This window comes from Stutzerimonas sp. Brlt_14 (genome assembly GCF_051948915.1).
GTDB classification, from domain to species: domain Bacteria; phylum Pseudomonadota; class Gammaproteobacteria; order Pseudomonadales; family Pseudomonadaceae; genus Stutzerimonas; species Stutzerimonas stutzeri.
This window is the reverse complement of the sequence record NZ_JAYJLM010000003.1, coordinates 658,243-681,919: the sequence shown is the minus strand read 5'-3', so window position 1 is coordinate 681,919 and position 23,677 is coordinate 658,243. Positions and strand designations below refer to the sequence as shown.

General features: G+C 66.6%; 18 protein-coding genes. 6 read left to right on the top strand and 12 right to left on the bottom strand.

Annotated elements, in window-relative coordinates:
• Window positions 1-85: 85 nt before the first annotated feature.
• The 4 genes from VF716_RS10235 to VF716_RS10220 form a co-directional block, all read right to left on the bottom strand.
• The gene (locus tag VF716_RS10235; protein WP_440552646.1) at window positions 86-2,578 is read right to left on the bottom strand and encodes an ATP-binding protein; all 2,493 of its coding nucleotides are present in this window, start codon (window positions 2,576-2,578) and stop codon (window positions 86-88) included.
• 110 nt (window positions 2,579-2,688) lie between these two features.
• Window positions 2,689-4,614: a bifunctional sugar phosphate isomerase/epimerase/4-hydroxyphenylpyruvate dioxygenase family protein gene (locus tag VF716_RS10230; protein ID WP_440552644.1), complete on the bottom strand. Its 1,926-nt coding sequence runs from the start codon at window positions 4,612-4,614 to the stop codon at window positions 2,689-2,691.
• Window positions 4,615-4,681: 67 nt separating this feature from the next.
• Window positions 4,682-7,417 (bottom strand): AMP-binding protein, encoded by a 2,736-nt coding sequence (locus VF716_RS10225; RefSeq protein WP_440552642.1) that lies wholly within the window; start codon window positions 7,415-7,417, stop codon window positions 4,682-4,684.
• A 181-nt stretch (window positions 7,418-7,598) separates the two neighbouring features.
• On the bottom strand, window positions 7,599-8,507 hold the full coding sequence (locus VF716_RS10220) for a LysR substrate-binding domain-containing protein (RefSeq protein ID WP_125885821.1): 909 nt from the start codon (window positions 8,505-8,507) through the stop codon (window positions 7,599-7,601).
• A gap of 162 nt (window positions 8,508-8,669) precedes the next feature.
• Here VF716_RS10220 and VF716_RS10215 point away from each other — a divergent pair, with 162 nt between their 5' ends.
• Both VF716_RS10215 and VF716_RS10210 read left to right on the top strand, forming a co-directional pair.
• Entirely contained in the window at window positions 8,670-10,094 is a 1,425-nt protein-coding gene (locus VF716_RS10215) for an aspartate ammonia-lyase (RefSeq protein ID WP_111481781.1), read from the top strand.
• An 89-nt stretch (window positions 10,095-10,183) separates the two neighbouring features.
• Complete coding sequence (locus VF716_RS10210; protein ID WP_049341272.1) at window positions 10,184-11,443, top strand: dicarboxylate/amino acid:cation symporter; 1,260 nt, start codon at window positions 10,184-10,186, stop codon at window positions 11,441-11,443.
• Between the two features lie 11 nt (window positions 11,444-11,454).
• On the opposite strand, the gene VF716_RS10205 is transcribed toward VF716_RS10210, so the two are convergent.
• A complete protein-coding gene (locus VF716_RS10205; RefSeq protein ID WP_014595486.1) occupies window positions 11,455-12,273 on the bottom strand; it encodes a helix-turn-helix domain-containing protein in 819 nt (272 codons plus the stop codon).
• A gap of 171 nt (window positions 12,274-12,444) precedes the next feature.
• On the opposite strand from VF716_RS10205, the gene VF716_RS10200 reads away from it, so the two are divergent.
• The 3 genes from VF716_RS10200 to VF716_RS10190 all read left to right on the top strand — a co-directional run bounded on the left by VF716_RS10200 (window position 12,445) and on the right by VF716_RS10190 (window position 15,897).
• Window positions 12,445-13,866, top strand: a complete 1,422-nt coding sequence (locus VF716_RS10200; protein WP_020307965.1) for an alanine/glycine:cation symporter family protein — start codon at window positions 12,445-12,447, stop codon at window positions 13,864-13,866.
• Between the two features lie 109 nt (window positions 13,867-13,975).
• Window positions 13,976-14,959 (top strand): asparaginase, encoded by a 984-nt coding sequence (locus tag VF716_RS10195; protein WP_125856161.1) that lies wholly within the window; start codon window positions 13,976-13,978, stop codon window positions 14,957-14,959.
• 128 nt (window positions 14,960-15,087) lie between these two features.
• Window positions 15,088-15,897 carry a substrate-binding periplasmic protein gene (locus VF716_RS10190; RefSeq protein WP_125856162.1) on the top strand — a complete coding sequence of 270 codons (810 nt, stop codon included), beginning with the start codon at window positions 15,088-15,090 and terminating at the stop codon, window positions 15,895-15,897.
• A gap of 4 nt (window positions 15,898-15,901) precedes the next feature.
• Here VF716_RS10190 and VF716_RS10185 read toward each other — a convergent pair whose 3' ends face one another.
• The 6 genes from VF716_RS10185 to VF716_RS10160 form a co-directional block, all read right to left on the bottom strand.
• Window positions 15,902-16,600, bottom strand: coding sequence for a carbonic anhydrase (locus VF716_RS10185; RefSeq protein WP_011911437.1), 699 nt, complete (start codon window positions 16,598-16,600; stop codon window positions 15,902-15,904).
• 44 nt (window positions 16,601-16,644) lie between these two features.
• Entirely contained in the window at window positions 16,645-17,553 is a 909-nt protein-coding gene (gene glsB, locus VF716_RS10180) for a glutaminase B (protein ID WP_020307968.1), read from the bottom strand.
• A gap of 64 nt (window positions 17,554-17,617) precedes the next feature.
• A complete protein-coding gene (locus tag VF716_RS10175; RefSeq protein WP_014595482.1) occupies window positions 17,618-17,920 on the bottom strand; it encodes a P-II family nitrogen regulator in 303 nt (100 codons plus the stop codon).
• Window position 17,921: 1 nt separating this feature from the next.
• Complete coding sequence (locus VF716_RS10170) at window positions 17,922-18,863, bottom strand: sodium-dependent bicarbonate transport family permease (protein WP_017245951.1); 942 nt, start codon at window positions 18,861-18,863, stop codon at window positions 17,922-17,924.
• A gap of 189 nt (window positions 18,864-19,052) precedes the next feature.
• Entirely contained in the window at window positions 19,053-20,867 is a 1,815-nt protein-coding gene (gene oadA / locus VF716_RS10165; RefSeq protein ID WP_440552638.1) for a sodium-extruding oxaloacetate decarboxylase subunit alpha, read from the bottom strand.
• Window positions 20,868-20,877: 10 nt separating this feature from the next.
• On the bottom strand, window positions 20,878-22,293 hold the full coding sequence (locus VF716_RS10160) for an acetyl-CoA carboxylase biotin carboxylase subunit (protein ID WP_014595480.1): 1,416 nt from the start codon (window positions 22,291-22,293) through the stop codon (window positions 20,878-20,880).
• Between the two features lie 238 nt (window positions 22,294-22,531).
• Here VF716_RS10160 and VF716_RS10155 point away from each other — a divergent pair, with 238 nt between their 5' ends.
• On the top strand, window positions 22,532-23,491 hold the full coding sequence (locus VF716_RS10155; RefSeq protein ID WP_279643821.1) for a LysR family transcriptional regulator: 960 nt from the start codon (window positions 22,532-22,534) through the stop codon (window positions 23,489-23,491).
• On the opposite strand, the gene VF716_RS10150 is transcribed toward VF716_RS10155, so the two are convergent.
• Window positions 23,436-23,648, bottom strand: coding sequence for a PA3496 family putative envelope integrity protein (locus VF716_RS10150; protein WP_011911430.1), 213 nt, complete (start codon window positions 23,646-23,648; stop codon window positions 23,436-23,438). The two genes, VF716_RS10155 and VF716_RS10150, sit on opposite strands and share 56 nt — an antisense overlap.
• Window positions 23,649-23,677: the final 29 nt, after the last annotated feature.

Sequence of the window (23,677 nt, the reverse complement as noted above, 5' to 3'; positions counted from 1 at the left end):
CGCGAACCAGCCACAGGCCGCCCGCGCGAAAGCCGCGCAGTATAGCGCAAGGCGTGACCGGCCAGTACCCCGCATGGTCGGGCCGCTAGCTCGATGCGGCCGGCGCCAGCCGTGGCAGCTCGATCCAGAAACGGCTGCCGACGCCCGGCTCGCTGTGCAGACCCATCTGGCCGTTCATCAGCCTGGCGAACTCCAGGCACAGCGACAGGCCGATACCGGTGCCCTGGATCATGCTGTTCTCCCGTCCGAGCCGCTGGAAGGGCTCGAACACCTGCGCCTGCTGCGCGGGGTCGATGCCCAGACCGGTGTCCTCCACCAGCAGCCGTACATGGCTCGGGCTGGTCTCGGCACGCAGGCTGATGTGCCCCTCGGGCACGTTGTACTTCATGGCGTTGGACAACAGATTCAACAGCACCTGGCGCAGCCGCCGCGGCTCGGCGAGCACCAGCAGGCGCTCGTCCGGCAGGCTTAGGTCGAGCCGCAGCCCACGCTGCTGGATGTCCAGCGAGACCAGCTCGGCGCATTCGCGCATCAGCTCGCAGACGTTCACCGGCTGCAGCTCGAGCTGCGCCGGCTCGTTCTGCAGGCTCGACCATTCGAGGATTTCCCCCAGCAGCTGATTGAGGTGCCGGCTGGCCAGCAGGATCTCGTCGAGGTACTCGGCCGCCTCGGCCTGGCTTTCATCGTCGCAGTCCATGCGCATCAGCTGGGCGAAGCCGAGGATGGCGTTGAGCGGCGTGCGCAGCTCATGGCTGATGCCCGACAGCAGCCGGCCCTTGGCTTCGCTGGCAGCCTGGGCCTGCAGCGTTGCCTCGCGCAGCTCCTCCTCGACCCGCTTGAGTGCATCGATGTCCACATGGGTGCCGGCCAGCACGCGCGCCGCGCCGGTGTCCGGATCATGCTCGAGCACGCGCCCGCGACTGAGCAGCCAGTGGTATCCGCCCATGCTGTCGGCGAAGCGGTACTTGGCCTCGTAGCGCTGCTGCAGCCCCTCGCGCACCCGCTCGATCTGCGCCAGCGCCTGGGGCAGGTCGTCCGGGTGGATGCGCTGACGGAAATCGCTGTCGCTGAGCTGCCCGGACGGAAGGCCGAAGCGCGCCACCATCGCGCCACGTACGCGCAGCGAATGGTTCGCCATGTCGTACTCCCAGAGGCTCTCGGTGGCGCTTTCCAGCACCAGTTCCAGGCGCCGCTGCGCTTCCCAGCGCTCGGACTCGCTGTAGGCCAGGCGGCTGCCGATCTCCTGGGTGTGCCGCGACATCTCGTCGAGTTCACGGATCTGCGCCTGCAGCGGCTCAGGCCGCCAGCGACCCAGGCCGATCTCGCCGAGCATCCGCGAGATGCCGGCGATGGGCGTCAGCAGCGCCTGGCTGAGCTGGCGCGCACGCAGCCACATGAGGGCAAAGAAGCCGATGTAGAACAGCACCAGGCCGGCGATCAGCAGGTAGCCGATCTGCCGATAGCGGCTGGCCAGGGCATTGGTCTGACGGAACACCGCGGCCTCGTCGACCACCGTCAGCAGATGCCAGCCGGTCTGCGCCACGGTGGTCCAGGCCACCCGCTGCGGCCTGCCGCCGAGCATCACCTGCTGCACGCCGCTGGCGGCGCCGGATATCGCCGCGGCCAGCTCGGCCGTTTCGGGACGTCGATCGAGGCGAAAGTCCTCGGGCTTGAACATCTCGCTGCGGATCGCATCCAGGTAGGAATGGTTGGTCAGCTCGGCCAGGCCGAAATCCGTCTCCCCGGGCTCCGGCAGGGCCATGATCGTGAGGTCGTCGCTGACCAGCATGGCATAGCCGCCCCAAGGCACCTGCAGCTGGCCGATCTGTTCGAGAATGCCGCTGACGGTGATGTCGATGCCCACCACGCCTTCGAGGAAATCGTCGCGGTAGACCGGTGCGATCGCCGACATCATCCAGCCATGTCCGGCCGGGTCGAGGTACACATCGGTCCAGACCACGCCGCGCTCCGGGTTGTGCTCGGCATCGGCGAGGTAATAGAAGTTGTACTTGGGGATATCCATGTCCGCCGGGTACTGGTCGAGGGTGAAGAACCACGGGTAGATATGGTTGAAGCTGTCCCAGCTGTTGAAGTAGAGGCTGGCGATCAGCGGATTGCGCGCCTCGATCTCCTTCATCAGCGGCTCGAGCTGTCGCAGCCGCGCGATCTTCTCCAGATCGTGGCGCTCGGCGGGCGTCGCTCCGGAGTAGAAGACCGCGGCACCGCCATTGTTTTCCGGGCTGTAGCGCACGCCATCGGCGCTCAGCGCCAGCTCTGGCAGTGCCGCTGGCTCGCCGCTGTGCAGCGCCTGGGCCGTGAGGTTGCGATACACCTGAGTGAGCGCGCCGATCTGGCTGAGCTGCTCGCTGACCAGGCGCGATTCGAGGCTGGCCGACGCCTGCAGGTCGTTCAGCGCAGTCTCGCGCAGGTGCTCGATCTGGGCGTCGCGGATCGCGCTGTTGGTCAGCAGGTAGATGGCAATCAGCCCCGCCTCCACCAACACCAGTGGAATCAGCGCACTGCGAACGAAAGCCCGCCAGATCCATTGACGCAGGCCGATTGGTTTTGGGGTGGGCACGACAGGGCTCCAGCGGCCGCACGAAACAGGCAATCCGCAAGGGGGCGGGCCGCTCGCGATCATAGCATCGCTGCCGCGGCCACAAGCTAGGGCCTTTGGCTAATGAACCATCAGCCGGCGCTGGCCATGACACGTGTGGCCGGGGCAGCGCGGCGGCATTGCTTGGCCATGGCGGCCAGGCGTACCGCCACGTTGGCCGTTCCGTAACCGGCGTAGTCGTTGCAGCGCTGCAGGATCTCGAAGAAGAAACGCCCCTCGAACGGCTCGGTGTAGACGTGGAACAGTTCGCCGCCGTCGGCATCGCGGTCGTACAGCACGTTGTAGCGGGCGAGCTCGGCGAGCAAAGCGTCGTCGAAATCGAAGCGCGCGGCCAGATCATCGTAGTAGTTGCGCGGAATCTTCAGCAGCGGCACTCCGGCCGCCTGCGCCCGCGCGACCTCGGCGAAGATGTCGTCGCAGGCGAATGCCACATGGTGCACGCCGGCGCCGCGGTAACTGGACAGCGCCTGGGCGATCACCGTGTCGCGGTCCTGCGAGGTGTTGAGCGGCAGCCGCACCCGTCCGCAGGGACTGCGCATGGCGCGGCACTTCATCAGGCCGTAGGGATCGGGCAGCAGCAGCTCGTCGTCGGCCTCGAAGTCGAACAGACTGCGGTAAAACAGCACCCAGCTGGCCAAACTCTCGGCCGGCAGTGCGGTGGCCATGTGATCGATGCGCTGCAGGCCAGTGCCTGCTGACGCGACGGCGTGCAGGCGGAAGTCGATGTCGTAGTTGCTCTGCCCCGGCGCGCCGGACTCGAGCAGATAGATCAGGCTGCCGTCCGGCGCACGCACGGCCGGAATCTGCCGCTCGTTCGGCCCGATCAGCCCACGATAGGGCTGACCACCGAAGGCGCAGGCGCGCGCCAGGGCCGAGGCCTCGTCATCGATCTTCAGCGCCATGGCGCACACCGAGGGGCCGTGCGCCTCGAAGTAGTTGTGCGCGAAGGAATACGGCTCGGCGTTGAGCACGATGTTGATCTCGCCCTGGCGGTACAGCTGTACCTCCTTCGAGCGGTGCTGGCCGACGTGGGCGAAGCCCAGCTGCTGCAGCCAGTTGCCCAGGCGCGCGGCATGAGGCTCGTCGACGGCGAACTCGAGAAAGTCGATACCCTCGTAACGGGGCGCGGGTGGCGGTGCGAACAGCGCCTGGGCGGCTGGCGCCGAGCTGGCGCTGGTCGCCAGACGCTGGCCGGTCAGCTCCTCCAGGTGCAACAGCGCACGCAGACCATCGGCGGCGATGCCCCTGGGCGGCGCGGCGCGAAACCCGTCGTTGAACACCTCCAGCGACAGCGGCCCGCTGTAGCCGGCCTGCAGCACCGGCGCGAGGAACCCTGCCAGGTCGAATTCGCCCTGACCGGGGAAACAGCGGAAGTGCCGGCTCCACTCCAGCACGTCCATGGCCAGCACGGGCGCATCGGCCAGCTGCACGAAGAAGATCCGCTCGCCGGGAATCTCGACGATGCCGCTCGGATCGTCGCCCAGGGCCAGGGTATGGAAACTGTCGAGAATCACCCCCAGCGCCGGATGATCGACCTGCCGCACCAGCGTCCAGACATCGCGCCAGGTCTTCACGTGGCGGCCCCAGGCCAGCGCTTCGTAGCCGACCCGCAGCCCGCGAGCGCCGGCGCGCTCGGCGATGAGGGCGAGGTCGCCGAGTAGCGTTTCGCGGTCGCCCAGCGCGTCGGCCTGCACGTTGCTGCACAGCAGCATGAGTTCGGCGCCGAGCTCCTGCATCAGATCGAACTTGCGCTCGGCGCGGTCGAGGTTGCGCTGCAGGCGCTCGCGCGGGCAGCCCTCGAAATCGCGAAACGGCTGGAACAGGGTGATCTCGAGCCCCAGGTCCTCGCAGCGTCGACGAATGTCCTGCGGGCTGCCGGAGTGATAGAGCAGGTCATTCTCGAACAGCTCGATGCCATCGAAGCCGGCGGCGGCCACGGCTTCCAGTTTCTCCGGCAAGGTACCGCTCAGGGATACGGTGGCGATCGAGCGTTTCATGCGGTTACTCCTGTTACCGAGGGACGCGGGAAGCTGTGCGGCAGCAGCGGGCTCGACACGTGCATGATCAGGGCACCAGGCCATCGCGCTCACCCGGCTCGGTCAGCGGCAACATCAAGCCACTCTGACCAGGCATCGCCGCAGCCGAATCCTCCAGCAACGCGCGCAGTGGCGTGGCGATGGAGGCGGTGTAGTCCTTCACGCAGCGGTGGTGGTCGCCGAGCACGTCGTAGCTCTCGAAGCTGGTGCCCATGTTGCGCCAGGCGCGGCTGGTGTAATCGGCGGAGAAGTACACCACCGGTGCGTCGATGCGCTCGGGCAGGTAGCGCGCCATCACCAGCGAGTAGCGCAGGAAGCGCGCGCGCACCTCGCGGTCACGCGCGGTGGGCGGCGTCGGCACATGGCCGGCCAGGCGCTCGCGCACCATGCGCACGCTGCGCCGCGCGACCTTCCAGGCCAGGTTGGCGATGCGCTTGGGATAGGGCCACTTGCTGGTTTCACCGAAGCGGCTGAGGGCCTCGTAGGCCCGCGCCAGGTACATGTCCGGCAGGACGCGATCGAGGCTGCGCAGGATCACCCGCGACCAGGGCCGCACGTTGGCCGTCGGCGGATCGATCAGCGCGACGATCTCCACGCTGTGGCCGGCCTCGCGAAGCATGCGCGCGGCCTCGAAGGCCACCAGCGCGCCGTTGCAGTAGCCACCGATGCGATATGGCCCCTGCGGTTGGCGTTCGAGGATCAGTGGCAGGCGCTCGCGGGCCATCTGCTGCACCGACTCGGGGATCGCCTCGTCGCCCATGCCATGCGGCGCGATGGCGGTCAGCGGCTGCTGCGGCCCGAGCAGGCGCGCCAGGCGCCGGATGTAATAGCCACCGTGGGCGAAATCGCCGTGGAACCAGAACAGCGACTGCCGTCCGGCCTGGGCGTTGAAGTCGATCACCGGGATGACGTGCGAAGCCAGGTTTTCCAGGCGCAGCGCCAGCTCGCGGGCCGTCTCGGCGTCCACCAGCACCGACTCGGGAATCACCCGACCGAGCATCTGTTCCAGTTCGGTGAGCATCTCGGTGGCCAGCAGCGAATCACCGCCGCTGTCGAGAAAGTTGTCCTCAGGGCCGACCGCATCGGTCTTCAGCAGGCGCCTCCAGATGGCCAGCACGTCCTGTTCCAGCTGCGAAGCCGCGACCGCGCCGGTCGCCAGCCGGGCACGCTCGCTGCGCTGCTGGACGTAGTCGTCGGCCAGGCGATGGCGCAGCACCTTGCCGGTCAGCCCGCGCGGCAATGCCTCGACGATCTGCACACGCCGCGGCACCTTGAAGTAGACCAGCTCGTCGCGCAGGAAACGCTGCAGCTCGGCGCCCGTCACCGCCATTGCCGGACGCAGTACCACGGCCGCGGCGACGTCCTGGCCGAGGCGCTGATGGGGTACGCCGAACGCCGCGGCTTCGGCCACGGCCGGATGGCGCAGCAGCGCGGCATCGACTTCCGAAAGGCTGACCTTCTCGCCACCGCGGTTGATCACCTCGCGCAGACGCCCGTGCAGGTGCAGGAAGCCTTCTTCATCGAGGCTGCCGATGTCGCCGGTGTGGAACCAGCCGTCACGCAGCGCCTCGTGGTTGAGTGTCTCGTCGCCGAGGTAGCCAGGCATCACCGTGGCGCCGCGCACGCGGATCTCGCCGCGCTCGCCAGGGGCGACCGGCTGACCGTCCTCGCCGACGATGCTCAGGGTCTCCGGCCAGGGACGCCCGACCGTGCCGGGCTTGCGCGCGTCCGGGGTGTTGGCGGCGATCTGCGCGGCCTCGCTGGAGCCGTAGTGTTCCAGCAGCGGGAAGCCCAGGGTGCGCTCGAAGCTGTCGATGATCTCCTGCCCCAGCGGGGCGCCGCCGGAAGAAGCGAAACGCGGCCGCTGCCGCCCCAGGCCCTCGGGATGCGCGCGGGCCGCCTCGAGGATCGCCAGGTGCAACGCCGGCCCGGCGGAATACCAGCTCGGCCGCAGCGTCTCGAACCATTCATGCACGTCCACCACCGCCGGACTGAGCGGAAAGGCCACGCTACCGCCGCCGAGCAGCGGCGTGAGGATGGTGACCTTCAGGCCGTGGGAGTAGTAAGGCGCCGAAACGCACAGGCAACGATCGCCGTCATTCAGGCCGAACCAGCGCTGCCACTTGCGCGCGGCGGTCAGCATGTTGCGATGGGTGAAGGGAATCAGCTTGGGCAGCGCGGTGGTGCCCGAGCTGCGCAGGATGAACGCCGGGGCGTCCGGTTCCGGCAGCTCATCCGGTGCAGGCTGTGCCGCGACCGGCATCGCGAGTTGCAGCGCCGGCGAGCCGTCTTCCGCCGCCTCGGCGCTGATCAATGGCAGGCCGTGGCGTTCGGCGGCGCGTCGCCCCTGCTGGTCGCCATCGCTGGCAATCAGCAACGCATCGAGCGGAAGCTGCTGGAGGAACTGGTCCAGCTCGGCCGTGCCGAGGCGCGGATCGAGCGGTACGGCGACCGCCGAACAGGCGATGGCGATGATGGCGACCGCGGCCTGCGGCGCTTCCGGCAGCATTACACCGATGCGCGCATCGCGGCCGAAACCGGCCTGGCGCAGCTGCCGGCGGGTCTGCTCGATCACCTGTTGCAGGCCGCGGTGATCCAGCGCTGCGTAGCGCGTGGAGAGCACGGCGGGCTGCTCCGGTACGCGGCTCGCCAGCTGGGCGAATGCCGCATACAGGGTGGTGGACTCGGCGCTGACAGAGTCGGAGTCGGGCGCAGGGCAAGCCGACCCCGATTGGGGCACGGCGGCGTCGAAGTCGTGGTTCACGGCTGTCTTTCCTTGGCTAGGGATCCGGCCTGGCCATGGCACGGATTGCAGACCTAAGACAGCGTGAATGCGAAAAGTTACCACTCAACTATCAACAAAAAGTTGCCGTAAATACTCGATCGCGCCAACTTTTCGTCATATGCATTCGTTAAATCGCCCCTTGTCCCGCTCTGCCCCGGCTCTATTCACCCCCGGGTACCCGGCTCTCCAGTCGTCGCCAAAGCAGGCGCACCGCCCCCTTGCGCATCAGCGAGCAGCGATACAGGCGAATTTCCAGCGGCACTCGCCACTGCTCGCCGCCACAGATCGCCAGCTCGCCGCGCTCGAGTTCCGGCTCCACACTCAACCGCGGCACCCAGGCGATCCCCAGCCCCTGCAGCGCCATGCTTTTCAGGCTGTCGGCCATGGCTGTCTCGTAGACGGTAGTCGAGCGCAACGCGCGCTGGCGCAGCAGCAGGTTCACCGAACGGCCAAGAAAGGCACCAGCGCTGTAGGCCAGCAAGGGCACGGTCTGGCCACTGTCGACGTCATACAGCGGCATGCCGTCGGCGCCGACTGCACAGACCGGCAGCATCTCGGTACGGCCCAGGTGCAGCGAGGGAAACAGTTCCGGGTCGAGCTGCAGCGCGGCATCCGGATCGTAGTAGGCGAGGATCAGGTCGCAGCCGCCCTCGCGCAGCACATGCACCGCCTCGCCGACGTTGGTGGCGATCAGTCGGGTGGCCAGATTCAGCCCATCGTTGCGCAGACCGGCGATCCACGCCGGGAAGAAGCCCAGCGCCAGCGAGTGCGCCGCGGAAATCTGCAGCACCTCGCCCTGCTGGCCTTCGACATGGTGCAGGTGACGCACCACCTCGCCGAGCTGCTCGACCATGTTGCGCGCACTGACCAGAAACAGCTGGCCGGCCTCGGTCAGTTCGATGGGCGTGCGCGAACGGTTGATCAGTTGCAGGCCCAGGGCCTCTTCCAGCGAACGGATGCGCCGACTGAACGCCGGTTGGGTGACGAAGCGGCGCTGCGCCGCCTGGGAGAAGCTGCGGGTTGCCGCGAGGGCGACGAAGTCTTCCAGCCACTTGGTTTCCAGATTCAATATGAAGCTCCTCGATACGATGGCGACGAACGGGAAGTCACACGCTCATTATGCCGTTTCGGCATGGGACAGCCAGCAACGGCATTGGCCGCACACGCCCCGCAGGCCTTATTTTAGGGCCACTGCAGCACTGCCTGCGCCTATCCGAGCCACGTTACCATCATGTCCGAAGTTGCATCATCGCGAATCGAAAAAGACCTGCTTGGCACCCTCCCCGTTCCCTCCGAGGCCTATTACGGCATCCAGACCCTGCGCGCACTGCACAACTTCCGCCTGTCCGGCGTGCCGCTGTCGCACTACCCGAAGCTGATCGTGGCCCTGGCGATGGTCAAGCAGGCGGCGGCGGATGCCAATCGCGAGCTGGGCTACCTGCCCGAAGCCAAGCACGTGGCCATCAGCCAGGGCTGCGCGCGACTGATTCGCGGCGAGTTCCACGAGCAGTTCGTTGTGGACATGATCCAGGGCGGCGCCGGCACCTCGACCAACATGAATGCCAACGAGGTGATCGCCAACCTGGGTCTTGAGGCCATGGGCCACGCCAAGGGTGAATACCAGTACCTGCACCCGAACAACGACGTGAACATGGCGCAGTCCACCAACGATGCCTATCCCACCGCCATTCGCCTGGGCCTGTTGCTCGGCCATGACACGCTGCTGGCCAGCCTGGAGAGCCTTTGCGAGGCGCTGACCGGCAAGGGCCACGCCTTTGCCCATGTGCTGAAGATGGGCCGCACCCAGCTGCAGGACGCGGTGCCGATGACCCTCGGTCAGGAATTCCATGCCTTCGCCACCACCCTGGGCGAAGACCTGCAGCACCTGCGCCGCTTCGCCCCGGAGCTGCTGCTGGAAGTGAACCTCGGCGGCACCGCCATCGGCACCGGCATCAATGCCGACCCGCGCTACCAGGCCATCGCCGTGCAGCGCCTGGCCCAGATCAGCGGCCAGCCGCTGCGCCAGGCCGCCGACCTGATCGAGGCCACCTCGGACATGGGTTCGTTCGTGCTGTTCTCCGGCATGCTCAAGCGCCTGGCGGTGAAGCTGTCGAAGATCTGCAACGACCTGCGCCTGCTCTCCAGCGGCCCGCGCACCGGCTTCAACGAGATCAACCTGCCACCGCGCCAGCCGGGCAGCTCGATCATGCCGGGCAAGGTCAACCCGGTGATCCCCGAGGCGGTCAACCAGGTCGCTTTCGAAGTGATCGGCAACGACTTGGCGCTGACCATGGCAGCCGAAGGCGGGCAGCTGCAGCTCAACGTCATGGAACCGTTGATCGCCTACAGGCTGTTCGATTCGATCCGCCTGCTGCAGCGCGCCATGGACATGCTGCGCGAGCATTGCATCGAAGGCATCACCGCCAACGAAGCGCGCTGCCGCGAGCTGATGGAAAGCTCCATCGGCCTGATCACCGCGCTCAATCCCTACATCGGCTACGACAACAGCACTCGCCTGGCCCGTGAGGCCCTGCTCGGCGGCCGCAGCGTGCTGGAGCTGGTGCGCGAAGAGCGGCTGCTGGACGAGGCCATGCTGGCCGAGATCCTGCGCCCTGAAAACATGATCGCGCCACGCCTGGCCCCGCTGGCGGTGTGATCGCTCCCTGCGCCCGGCATATAGCCGGGCGCTTGCTTTACGGGCCGCCAGCCCGGCCCGTTCGCACAATAAAAACAACAGGAAGACCCATGACTCAGAGTACGACCCTCTCCGCTCCCCTGCGCCTGCTCGTCCGCCTGCCGCTCTGGCAGCAGATTCTCATCGGCCTGGCCCTCGGCGTCGCCGCCGGCATGGCCTTCGGCGCGGATGCGCAGCTGCTGGCCCCCGTCGGCACGCTGTTTCTCAACGCGATCAAGATGCTCATCGTGCCGCTGGTGTTCGTTTCGCTGGTGGCTGGCATCACCTCGATGCAGGACAGCGCCAAGCTCGGGCGCATCAGCCTCAAGACCATCGCCATCTATCTGGTGACCACCGCCTTTGCGGTGAGCATCGGCCTGCTGTTCGGCGCGCTGTTCAGCCCCGGCGAAGGGATGAACATGGTCGCCAGCGGCACCCAGGAGGCCAAGCAGGCGCCCTCGCTGGTGTCGATCCTGGTCGGCCTGGTGCCATCCAACCCGGTCACCGCCTTTGCCGAAGGCAACATTCTGCAGATCATCGTTTTCGCCATTGCCCTGGGTGTGAGCATCAACCTGATCGGCGAGCGCGGCGCGCCGGCGGTGCGCCTGTTCGATGCGCTGGCCGAGACCTTCTACAAGCTCACCGACCTGGTGATGCGCGTCGCGCCGATCGGCGTCTTCGCCCTGACCGCCGGCGTGGTCGGCAGCCATGGCGCCGAAGTGCTGCTGCCGCTGGCGGGCGTGATCGGCGTGATCTACCTGGCCAGCATCGCCCATGTGCTGCTGGTTTACGGCGGGCTGCTCGGCCTTCTGGGGCGGCTCAACCCGCTGCGTTTCTTCCAGGGCATCGCCCCGGCGCTGGCAGTGGCTTTCAGTACGTCCAGCAGCTCCGGCACGCTGCCGGTGTCCATCGAATGCGCACGCAAGAACCTCGGCGTGTCCGAGGGTGTGGCCGGTTTCGTACTGCCGGTGGGCGCCACGATCAACATGGACGGCACGGCGATCTACCAGGGCGTGCTCGCACTGTTCATCGCCCAGGCCTTCGGCATCGACCTCAGTGCCGGGCAGTACGCGATGATCATCCTCACCGCGACGCTGGCCTCCATCGGCACCGCCGGCATTCCCGGCGCCGGGCTGATCATGCTCGGCCTGGTGCTCACCGCCGCCGGCCTGCCGCTCGAAGGCGTGGCGCTGATCGCCGGGATCGACCGCATCCTCGACATGGCGCGCACCACGGTGAACGTCGCCGGCGACCTGATGACCACCACCCTGGTCGGTCGCAGCGAAGCCGAACTCGACCGCGCGGTATACGACAGCAGCAACAAGGAGTGAGGACGCACGACTCACTCGATGCCGAACAGCCCGTTCTCCACACGCGGCGTCGCCAGACGCTCGCGGATGTCCGGGTCGATACGCGGGTCGTCCGGGCTGTAGAGCATCACCTGGCGGTAGGCACTGACGCGGTTGATCTCGCTGCCCAGATATTCCCACACCACCGGCGTGCTGGCCGGGGTACGGCGGTCACCGGAGGAGACGCCGGTCTTCAGCCCGTTGAGGCGGGTGATGCGGCTCTTGAAGCTGGGAATGAGGATGGTCTGGCTCATCTCGTTGAGCGTCAGCGACTCGTAGTCGATCAGGAACAGGCGGTCCTGCAGGCCGAACGCAGCACCCAAGTAACGACAGCGAACCCAGTCCTCGGCCTGGCCGAGCGTCGGGCTGGCGCGCTCCTGGCGCTCCTGGCGCTCGAACAGGTACAGGCCGTCCTCCTCGCGCAGATGCACCAGGGAGATCAGCACGCTGCCCGGTACCGACATGCAGTTGGCGTATTCGAAGTAGTAGCCGCAGTAGCGCGACAGGCTGGAGGCGTGCTCGCGCAACGGCTGCAGCAGGCTCAGCAGCGGGTCGCTGCGCGGCATTGCCTGGGCTTCCGGATGGCGGGCGCCGATCAGCCGAGCGAACTGCTCGGGCGGCATTTCCAGCTCGTAGCCTTCGACCCCGAAGAAGTCGCCGATGCGCTTGAGGTTGAACGGCGTCGGCCGGCTCTGCCCGCCCAGGTACTTGTTGAACTGGGCGCGATTGATGGCGAGCTTGCGGCACACCTCGGCGATGGACCGGTAGTGGCTGCACAGCAGCTTGAGATTTTCAGCAAGGTGGGAGGTCACAGGAGATGGCCCTGATCTGGCGCGAGTGTCGCCATTGTAGCATCAGGTCGCGCCACATCGCGGCCAGCCGCGAAATTGCTCCGCACGCCCTGCTGTTGAAACATCCCCCGCTTGCACGGCGCAGCGGCGCGCGCCGGACGCCCTAACAACGACAACAAGGTGAACATCGCCATGCTCGACCTTCTCAACGACCTTATCTGGAGCAAACTGCTGATCGTCATGCTGATCGGTCTGGGTCTGCTCTTCACCATCCGTTCCGGCTTCGTCCAGTTCCGCTATTTCGGCAACATGTTCACGATCTTCGGCCACGCCTTCGAGCGGCAGCCGGGACAGCTCTCTTCCTTCCAGGCGCTGATGCTCTCGGTAGCCGGCCGGGTCGGCGCGGGCAACATCGCCGGCGTGTCCGTGGCGATCATGCTCGGCGGCCCGGGCGCGATCTTCTGGATGTGGGTGGTGGCGCTGGTGGGCATGGCCACCAGCTATTTCGAATGCTCGCTGGCACAGCTGTACAAGCGTCGCGAGCCCGACGGCACCTATCGCGGCGGCCCGGCGTTCTACATCCAGCACGGCCTCGGCCAGCGCTGGCTGGGCATCCTGGTGTCGATCCTGCTGCTGATGACCTTCGGCTTCGGCTTCAACGCCGTGCAGTCGTTCACCGTCGCCAGCTCGCTGCACGACACCTTCGGCGTACCCACCGTGGCCAGCGGCATCGCCCTGACCCTGGTGATCGGCGGCATCATCTTCGGCGGCATCCGTCGCATCGCCAAGTGGGCCGACGTGCTGGTGCCGGTCATGGCGTTTTCCTACCTGGGCATGGCGCTGTTCGTCATCGGCAGCAACTTCAGCGCGATTCCGGAAACCTTCGGCCTGATCTTCCGTAGCGCCTTCGGCCTCGAGCAGGCCTTCGCCGGCGGTATCGGCGCGGCCATTCTGATGGGCGTCAAGCGCGGCCTGTTCTCCAACGAGGCGGGCCTGGGCAGTGCGCCGAACGTCGCTGCGGTGGCCGAGGTCAAGCACCCGGTGGCGCAGGGTATCGTGCAGTCGCTGTCGGTGTTCATCGACACCATCATCCTGTGCAGCTGCACCGCGCTGATCATCCTGCTCTCCGGCGTCTACGAGCCGGGCATGGACCAGGCCGGCGTGGTGCTGACCCAGACCGCCGTCGCTGCCGTCGTTGGCGAGTGGGGCCGGGTGTTTGTCAGCGTCGCACTGCTGCTGTTCGTGTTCACCACGCTGATCTACAACTACTACCTGGGCGAAAACGCGCTGGGCTTCTTCACCGAGAAGCGCACCCCGGTGGTGATCTACCGCGTGCTGGTGATCATCCTCGTGCTGTGGGGGTCGGTGCAGGACCTGGGCACCGTGTTCGCCTTCGCCGACGTCACCATGGGCCTGCTGGCCATCGCCAACCTGATCGCCGTGGCCCTGCTGTTCAAGGTCGGCCTGCGCCTGATGCGCGACTACGACAGCCAGATCCGCGCCGGCATCGAGCAGCCCGTGCTCGATCCGAAGAACTACGCCGATCTGGACCTCGATCCGGCCGTGTGGCAGGCCAATGCCTCTGCCACGACGGACGCCTCCGCGCGGCGCTGACCGCGACGCGACAGGCCGGTCACCCGCCGCTCCGTTAACATGCGACGGCGGGTGGCCAGCCCACCCGCCCGATTTCCCGACGACCTGCGCCGACCAGCGAGGAGCGCGCGTGAACCCATTTATCCAACGCCTGCTGGTCCTCTACACTGGCGGCACCATTGGCATGCAGCAAAGCGCCGCCGGGCTGATGCCGGCCTCCGGCTTCGAAGCCCGCATGCGCGAACAGCAGGCGCACGAGGCCGGGCCGCTGCCGGACTGGACCTTCGACGAGCTGCAGCCGCTGCTGGACAGCGCCAACATGCATCCACGCCACTGGCAGCAAATGGCCGAGCGCATCCGCAGCGCGGTGACTGCGGGGGGCTGCGATGCCGTCCTGCTGCTGCATGGCACCGACACCCTGGCCTACAGTGCCGCCGCGCTGTCGTTTCTGCTGCTCGACCTGCCCGTACCGGTACTGCTCACTGGCGCCATGCTGCCGGCCGGTAGCGAGAGCAGTGATGCCTGGCCCAATCTGTTCGGCGCCATGCGCGCCCTGCAGGCCGGCCGGGTGAGCGGTGTGCAGCTGTACTTCAACGGTGCGCTGCTGCACGGTGCGCGGGTCAGCAAGCTGCGCAGCGACGCCTTTGATGCCTTCGCCGAAGCGCCGCGCCAGCGCCTGGCGAACGCCACCGCCGAGCGAGCGCCGGCATTGCTGCCGCAGCACTTGGCGCAGGTCATGGTGCTGCCGCTGTATCCCGGCGTCGGCGCGGCACAGGTCCGGGCGCTGGTGGCCAGCGGCGCCCAGGCGCTGCTGCTGGAATGCTACGGCAGCGGCACCGGGCCGGCGGACGACGCCGAGTTCGTCGCGGCGCTGCGCCAGGCACACCGCCAGGGCGTGGTGCTGGCGGCGATCAGCCAGTGCCCGGGCGGCCATGTGGATTTCGGGGTCTATGCTGCCGGCAGCGCGCTGCGTGATGCCGGGCTGGTCTCCGGCGGCGGCATGACTCGCGAAGCGGCTCTGGGCAAGCTGTTCGCCCTGCTCGCCGCCGGCCTCGACCAGGCCCAGGTGGAACACTGGTTCTGCCGTGACCTGTGCGGCGAAATGGCGGGCTGACGCCAGCCCCCGGTGAAACGCCTGCGGCGCCGATCGGCAGCCGCACTGTTGACTGGCGAGACCCGCCCGGCACCGCTACTCTCTGATGCGCCAACAACTACAAAAAAATGCGTCAAGGAGCCGATGCCATGGCCAGATCCCGAACTGCCCGGGCGCTGTTCGCCCTGCTCGTCAGTGCTGCGTTCAGCGTCCGGGCCGAACTGCCCGCCAACTACCCGATCACCCTGCAGACCGACAGTTTCCCGCCTTTCAACATGGGGCCCAACAGCAAGGGCTTCGCCCGCGGCGACGACGTGCAGGGAATCGCTGCCGATACGGTGCGCGACATCTTCCGGCGCGCCGGCGTCTCCTACAACCTGACCCTGCGTGGCCCCTGGAGCCGGCTCTACGAACAGACCCAGCAGCAGCCCGCCCACGGTCTGTTCTCGGTGGCGCGCACGCCGCAGAACGCCGGTCAGTTCAAATGGGTCGGGCCGCTGGCACACCATGACAGCGTACTGCTGGCGCCGGCCGGCAAGGGCCTGAAGTTCGACAGCCTGACCCAGGCCCAGGGCTACCAGATCGGTGGACATGCCAACGGCACCGTCAGCCTGTTTCTGGAGAGTCAGGGCATCCGCACCAGCAACAGCCTCAACGATGCCGAAAACCTGCGCAAGTTGCTGACCGGGCGCATCGACCTCTGGGCCGTGGCCGATCCGGTGTGGCGCTACTTCGCCCGGCAGCAGGGCGTCGAGGAAGGCCAGCTGCAGGTGGCGCTGAGCTTTCGCAGCGAACCGCTGTACCTGGCGCTGAGTCCGGATACCCCCGATGCCGTGGTGAACCGTCTGCAGAAAGCCCTCGACGAGGTGATCGCCGAAGGTTACGCCGGCTGCAGCAAGACACCGGACCTCTGCTACCTGATCCAGAACCGCGGCAAGACGCTGGCCGGCAGCCGCTGAGCCCTCAGCTCGCCTGATAGCGGGCGCGTGGCGTGGCCATTGGCAGTGGGCCGTCGCCGATCATGCGGAACTCGCCTTTCTCGGCGTCGTAGGCGCGGATCTCGCTGGTGCCGATGTTGTAGATCCAGCCATGGATGAACAGCTGACCGCTGGCCAACCGCGCCGCCACCGAAGGATGGGTGCGCAGGTGGTCGAGCTGCGCGACCACGTTCTCCTCGGTGAGGATGCCCAGGGTGTTGTGGTCGGCACAGCCGCAGTTCTGCTCCACGACGATCTTGGCCACCTCGGCATGTCGCAGCCAGCCCTTGACCGTCGGCATCCGCTCCAGCTGCGCGGGATTGAGCACCGCCTTCATGGCACCGCAGTCGGAATGGCCGCAGACGATGATGTGCTGTACGCCGAGGGCCATCACGGCGAATTCGATGGCGGTCGACACGCCGCCGTTCATTTGCCCGTACGGCGGGACCACGTTGCCGACGTTGCGGGTGACGAACAGGTCGCCGGGCGAACTCTGGGTGATCAGCTCCGGGATGATCCGCGAGTCGGCACAGGTGATGAACATCGCCCGGGGTTTCTGCTCGTAGGCGAGCTTCTCGAACAGTTCGCGCTGCTGCGGATACACCTCTTCGCGGAAGCGCTTGACGCCTGAGACGATGTGGTCGAGGGCCTCCTGGGCGGTTTCGCCCGTCTTGTCGTCGCTCATGTTCACTTCTCTCCAGTTGCAAGGGTAGGCGCCATCACGGCGCGTCAGAATACGGACCAGCCAATGCGCTGCGACAGCGCCTCCAGCGCGGCCATGCCGATCAGCGAGTTGCCGGCGGCGTTCAGTTCGGGCGACCAGACGCAGACGGTGAAGCGCCCCGGCACCACCGCGACGATGCCGCCGCCGACACCGCTCTTGCCGGGCAGCCCGACCCGGTAGGCGAAGTTGCCGGCCTCGTCGTAGAGGCCGCTGGTGGCCATGATGGCGTTGACCTGCTTGGCCTGGCGCGGCGTGAGCACGGCCTCGCCGCCCTGCGGGCAGACGCCGTCGCGGGCGAGGAAGCCGAACGCACGGGCCAGATCGACGCAGCTCATACGCAGCGCGCAGTGGTGGAAGTAGCTGCGCAGTACCGCCTCGACGTCGTTGTGGAAGTTGCCGAACGACTGCATCAGGTAGGCCATGGCGGCATTGCGTGCGCGATGCTGGTACTCGGACTCGGCCACCCGGGTGTCGGAGATGACCAGCGGGTTGCCGGACAGGTGCCGGACGAAGTCGCGCATCGACAGTTCGGGCGTGGCGAAGCGCGACTGGTTGACGTCGCAGATCACCAGCGCGCCGGCGTTGATGAACGGATTGCGCGGCCGGCCGCGTTCGAACTCCAGCTGCACCAGCGAATTAAACGGTTGCCCGGAGGGTTCGTGGCCGAGGCGCTCCCATAGCGATTCGCCGCGATGGCCGATGGCCTGCACCAGGCTGAACACCTTGGAAATGCTCTGGATCGAGAACGGCGTCTGCGCGTCGCCGGCGTGGAACAGCTCGCCGTCGGCGCTGCACACGGCGATGCCCAGCTGATCGGGCGCCACGTCGGCCAAGGCCGGGATGTAGCTGGCCACACGGCCCTGCCCGAGCAGCGGGCGCACCCCGTCGAGAATCTCCTGCAACAGCGCGTGCATCGTCAGCTCCATCGGTCCTGGTGGAGGATGGACGCCCGCGCGGGCCATGGCATCACAGCGCGGCTCAGAACTTCTCCGGGCGCAGCACTTCCACCTCGGCCAGGTAGCAGACCATGGCGAAGTTCGCGTAGTAGCGCGCCTGCAGGTGCTCGGCGATCCGCTCGGCCAGCTCGCGGTTGCAGATCACTTCCAGGCGGATGTTGCCATCGGTGTCCCAGCCGGCGCTGCGTACCCCGCGGCTGCCGCTGCCGCGAGCGTCGGACAGGGTCCAGCCCGGGGCACCCAGGGTTTTCAGGTCGGCTTCCAGCTTGTGTTCCAGAGCCGCCTCGCAGATCACGGTCAGCAGTGTTCGGTTGTGCGCGTTCATGTCAGAACCCCCAGGCGATCAGCCGCTCGGCCAGGGCCAGGTAGAGCGGAATGCCGATCAGGATGTTGAACGGAAAGGTGATGCCCAGCGATGCGGTCAGCGACAGCGACGGATTGGCCTCCGGCACCGCCAGACGCATCGCCGCCGGCACCGCGATGTAGGACGCACTCGCCGCCAGCGTGGCGAGCATTGCCGTGCCGCCCAGCGAAAGCCCCATGAAGCGCGCCAGCAGCGCGCCGATCAGCGCACCGATCAGCGGCATTACCAGGGCGAAGGCGGCAAGCTTGACGCCGTAACGCTTGAGCGAGCCGAGCTGGCCGGAGGCGATCAGGCCCATCTCCAGCAGGAAGAACGCCAGTACCGGTTTGAACATGCTGGTGTACAGCGGTTCGAGGGGCTTGATCGCCTCCTTGCCGGCAATGGCGCCGATCAGCAGGCCGCCGAGCAGCAGCATGATGCTCTTGCCGAGGAAGATCTCGCGGCCCAGCTCCTTCCAGTCGGTGTCCTTCGACACACCCTTGGCCAGCAGGATGCCCACCAGGATCGCCGGGATCTCGAGGATCGCCACGAACAGCGGCATGTAGCTTTCGAAGAACACCTCGCGCGCCGCCAGGTACGCCACCACCACGGCGAAGGTACCGGCACTCACCGAACCGTAGTGCGCCGCCACCGCCGCGGCGTTGACCCGGTCGAAGCGCAGGCTGCGCAGCAGGACGAACGCCAGGATCGGCAGCAGCACGCCCAGCGCCAGCACCAGCAGCGACTGGCCGAGCAACGCGGCACTGGCCTGCTCGGCCAGCTCCACCCCGCCATGCAGACCGATCGCCAGCAGCAGCACGATCGACAGCGTCTCGTAGAGCGCTGGTGGCAACTTCAACTCGCTCTTCACCAGTCCGGCGAACAGGCCGAAGACGAAGAACAGCACTACCGGGTCGATACCCATCTAGATTCTCCACAGCTCGGAAATTGAACCGCTCCCTGGCAGACACTGGCTCGAAAAAAAGGAGCCGCTGGGGCTCCCAAAGGGGACACATTGCCAGCGCCTTGCGTTCCGCCGCCCGCTGCACAGCGCGAGCAGATGGATCGAAACGACGCTGGCGTGGCGCGATCGAATCGCCACGCCACCCTTCACTCAGCCCTCGATCTCTATCAAGACTTCTCCCGGGTTCACCCGGTCACCTTTGGCGACGTGAACGGCTTTCACCGTGCCGGCGATGGGCGCCTGGATCTCGGTCTCCATCTTCATCGCCTCGCTGACCAGTACGGTCTGCCCGGCCTTCACCACGTCGCCGACGGCGACCAGCACGTCGACCACGTTGCCCGGCATGGTGGTGCTGACGTCGCCCGGCGCGCTGGCCTGCTTGCGCTGGCTGCCGCCACCGCCGACAAACGCGTTCAGCGGTTCGAACACCACTTCCTCGGGCATGCCGTCGATGGAGAGATAGAAGTGCCGCTTGCCCTCGCCCTTGACGCCGACGCCGGTGATGTCGACGCGGTAGGTCTCGCCGTGCACATCGATGACGAACTCGGTCGGCGTGCCCTCGACGCTGGCGGCCGCGGCCTTGCCGTCGGGGATCGGCAGCAGCACCTCGGGCTGCAGCGTGCCGGCCTCGCGCTCCTCGAGGAACTTGCGGCCGATGTCCGGGAACATGGCGAAGGTCAGCACGTCTTCCTCGCTCTTGGCCAGCTCGCCGATGTCCTTGCGCAGCTTGTCCAGTTCCGGCGCCAGCAGGTCGGCCGGGCGGCACTCGATGACCTCCTCGCTGCCGATGGCCTGGAAGCGCAGGTGCTCGCAGACCGGTGCCGGCGCCTTGCCGTAACGGCCCTGCAGGTAGTACTTCACCTCGGTGGTGATGGTCTTGTAGCGCTCACCGGCGAGCACGTTGAAGAACGCCTGGGTGCCGACGATCTGCGAGGTCGGCGTGACCAGCGGCGGGTAGCCGAGGTCCTTGCGCACCTTGGGAATCTCCGCCAGCACTTCGTCCATGCGGTGCAGCGCACCCTGCTCCTTGAGCTGGTTGGCGAGGTTGGAAATCATCCCGCCGGGCACCTGGTTGACCTGCACGCGGGTGTCGACGCCGGTGAACTCGCTTTCGAACTGGTGATACTTCTTGCGCACGGCGTAGAAGTACAGGCCGATCTCCTGCAGCAGCTCGAGGTCGAGGCCGGTGTCGTACGGCGTGCCCTTGAGCGCGGCGACCATGGACTCGGTGCCCGGATGGCTGGTGCCCCAGGCCATGGAAGAAATGGCGGTGTCGATGTGGTCGGCACCATTCTCGATGGCCTTGAGCTGGCACATGCTGGCGACGCCAGCGGTGTCGTGGGAGTGGATCACCACATCCAGCTCGGGCAGTGCGGCCTTCAGCGCCTTGACCAGTTCGCCCGTGGCATAAGGGGTCAGCAGGCCGGCCATGTCCTTGATGGCGATGGAGTCGACGCCCATGGCCGCCATCTGCCGCGCCTGCTCGACGAACGCCTCGGTGGTGTGCACCGGACTGGTGGTGTAAGCGATGGTGCCCTGGGCGTGCTTGCCGCTCTTCTTCACCGCACGGATGGCGGTTTCCAGATTCCGCACGTCGTTCATCGCGTCGAAGATGCGGAACACGTCGATGCCGTTCTCTGCCGCCTTGGCGACGAATGCCTCGACCACATCGTCGCTGTAGTGGCGGTAGCCGAGCAGGTTCTGGCCACGCAGCAGCATCTGCAGGCGGGTATTGGGCAGCGCTGCCTTGAGCTGGCGCAGGCGCTCCCATGGGTCCTCCTTGAGGAAGCGCACGCAGGCGTCGAAGGTGGCGCCACCCCAGACTTCCAGCGACCAGTAGCCGACACGGTCGAGCTTGTCGCAGATCGGCAGCATGTCTTCGGTGCGCATGCGGGTGGCCAGCAGCGACTGGTGGGCGTCACGCAGGATGGTGTCGGTGACGGTGATTTTCTTCTGGGCAGTCATGGTGCGTTCCTCACAGGCCTGCGTGGGCGGCGATGGCGGCGGCGATGGCCAGGGCCAGTTCGCCCGGCTTGCGTTTGATCGAGTAGTTCAGCAGTTCCGGATGGTTGTCGACGAAGCTGGTATTGAACTGGCCGCTGCGGAAATCCGGATTGGCGAGAATCTGCTGGTAGTAGGTGGCAGTGGTCTTCACACCCTGCACGCGCATGTCATCCAGCGCGCGCGAGCCGCGGGCCAGCGCCTCTTCCCAGGTCAACGCCCAGACCACCAGCTTCAGGCACATGGAGTCGTAATACGGTGGAATGGTGTAACCGGTGTAGATCGCCGTGTCGGTGCGCACGCCCGGCCCGCCGGGAGCGTAGTAGCGGGTGATCTTGCCGAAGCAGGGCAGGAAGTTGTTGCGCGGATCCTCGGCGTTGATGCGGAACTGCAGGGAGAAGCCACGATGCTGGATGTCTTCCTGCTTGACCGACAGCGGCTGGCCCGAAGCGATGCGGATCTGCTCGCGCACGATGTCGATGCCGGTGATTTCCTCGGTGATGGTGTGCTCCACCTGCACCCGGGTGTTCATCTCCATGAAGTACACCTCGCCATCGGCGAGCAGGAACTCCACGGTACCGGCGTTCTCGTAACCCACCGCCTTGGCGGCACGCACGGCCAGGTCGCCGATATAGGCGCGCTGCTCGGGGGTGAGCTGCGGGCTGGGGGCGATCTCGATGAGCTTCTGGTTGCGCCGCTGGATCGAGCAGTCGCGCTCGAACAGGTGCACGGTGTTGCCGAAACTGTCAGCCAGTACCTGCGCCTCGATGTGCTTGGGCTCGACGATGCACTTTTCCAGGAACACCTCGGCACTGCCGAAGGCCTTGGTCGCTTCGGAGATCACCCGCGGGTAAGCCGACTCGAGCTCTGCCTGCGAGTTGCAGCGACGAATGCCGCGGCCACCACCACCGGAGGTGGCCTTGAGCATCACCGGATAACCGATGCGCTCGGCTTCGCGCAGCGCCTCGGCGAGGTCCTTGACGTTGCCTTCGGTGCCCGGCGTGACCGGCACGCCGGCCTTGATCATGCTGCGACGGGCTTCGGTCTTGTCGCCCATGCGGCGAATCACGTCTGCCGAAGGCCCGACGAACTTGATCCCGCGCTCGGCGCAGATTTCCGCCAGTTCGGCGTTCTCGGAAAGGAATCCATAGCCCGGATGCAGGGCATCGCAGCCGGTCTCTACCGCCAGGTTCACCAGCTTGCGCGGGTTCAGGTAGCCGGCCAGCGGGTCCTCGCCGATGAAATAGGCCTCGTCGGCGCGCTTGACGTGCAGCGCATGGCGGTCGGCTTCGGAGAACACCGCCACCGAGCGGACGCCCATTTCGGCACAGGCGCGGACGATGCGCACCGCGATCTCCCCGCGATTGGCGATCAGCAGCTTCTTGATCACGCTGTCTTCCCTCGGATCGTTGAGCAGGCGACCCGCGAGCGGGTCAGGATCACTCGCCTTGCTGGCGATTCGTTTCACCCTACGCCCGTGAGGGGGATTACTGAAAATGAATAATTGTTTTCTTTGGGATAAGTATTTACTTATATGTGTGTCAGGAATGACTGTTTCTTGACCAGTCAGACAGAAACGCCGCAGGTTTGACTGTTCCGCGAAATGCAGGCGAACTACTGGTAAAAAGATGCGAAAATCATTGATGCGCATGACATTGCGCCAGCTTCAGGTGTTCCGCGCGGTCTGCGAGACGCTTTCCTACAGCCGCGCAGCGGAGGAGATGGCGCTGACCCAACCGGCGGTGAGTCTGCAGATCCGCCAGTTGGAAGAACTGGTCGGCCAGCCGCTATTCGAATATGTCGGCAAGAAGCTCTACCTCACCGACGCGGCCGAGGCGCTGCAGCGCGCCAGCACCGACATCTTCGGTCGGCTGGACAGCCTCGACATGCAGCTCTCCGACTTGCAGGGCTCGCTGCAGGGCCAGCTCAACCTCGCCGTGGAGTCCAGCGCCAAGTACGTCACGCCGCATCTGTTCGCCGCGTTCAAGCGCCTGCATCCGGAAGTCAGCCTGCAGCTGGTGGTGGTCAATCATGCCCAGGCGGTGAAACGCCTGTCGGTCAGCCGTGACGACCTGCTGATCATGTCCCAGGTACCCACCGACATGGACCTGGAGTTCATGCCCTTCCTCAACAATCCGATCATCGCCGTGGCGCCCGCCGAGCACCCGCTTTGCCACGCGGCGACGCTGTCGCTGCAGGACCTGACGAGCTATCCGCTGCTGGTACGCGAACCGGGCTCCGGCACGCGCAAGGCCGCCGAGGACTACCTGCGGCAGAAACGCGCGCACTTCACCCAGACCCTTCAGGTCGCCTCGCTGGATGCGCTGCGCGAATGCGTGGTGGCCGGCCTCGGGCTGGCACTGCTGCCGCGCCACGCGGTACATCTTGAGCTGGCCGCCGGCCTGCTGCGGGAATTGCCGGTAGCGGAATTGCCGCTGTATCGCAGCTGGTGTGTGGTGCATCCGCGCGGCAAGCGCCTGAGCCCGGTGGCCCAGGCATTCTTCGCCTTCCTCCGTGAAGAACGCGCGCAGATCAGTGCGCTGGCGGAGCGCTTCGCCGGCCCGCCGACGACTCGATCAGCGAGTTGAACACCAGCGTATCGGCATAGTCGTCCAGTTCGGCGTGCAGCTGGCGCTGCTCGGTGTAGCTTTCGATGGCGCGGCGGAAGCGCATGCGGCGCTCATCCTGCTGCTTGCGACGAGCCTTGCTGTCGAGTGGCGCGGTGACGTCGTTGTGCCGGAGCATGGGCGGTCTCCCAGATCAGGTAACGGGAG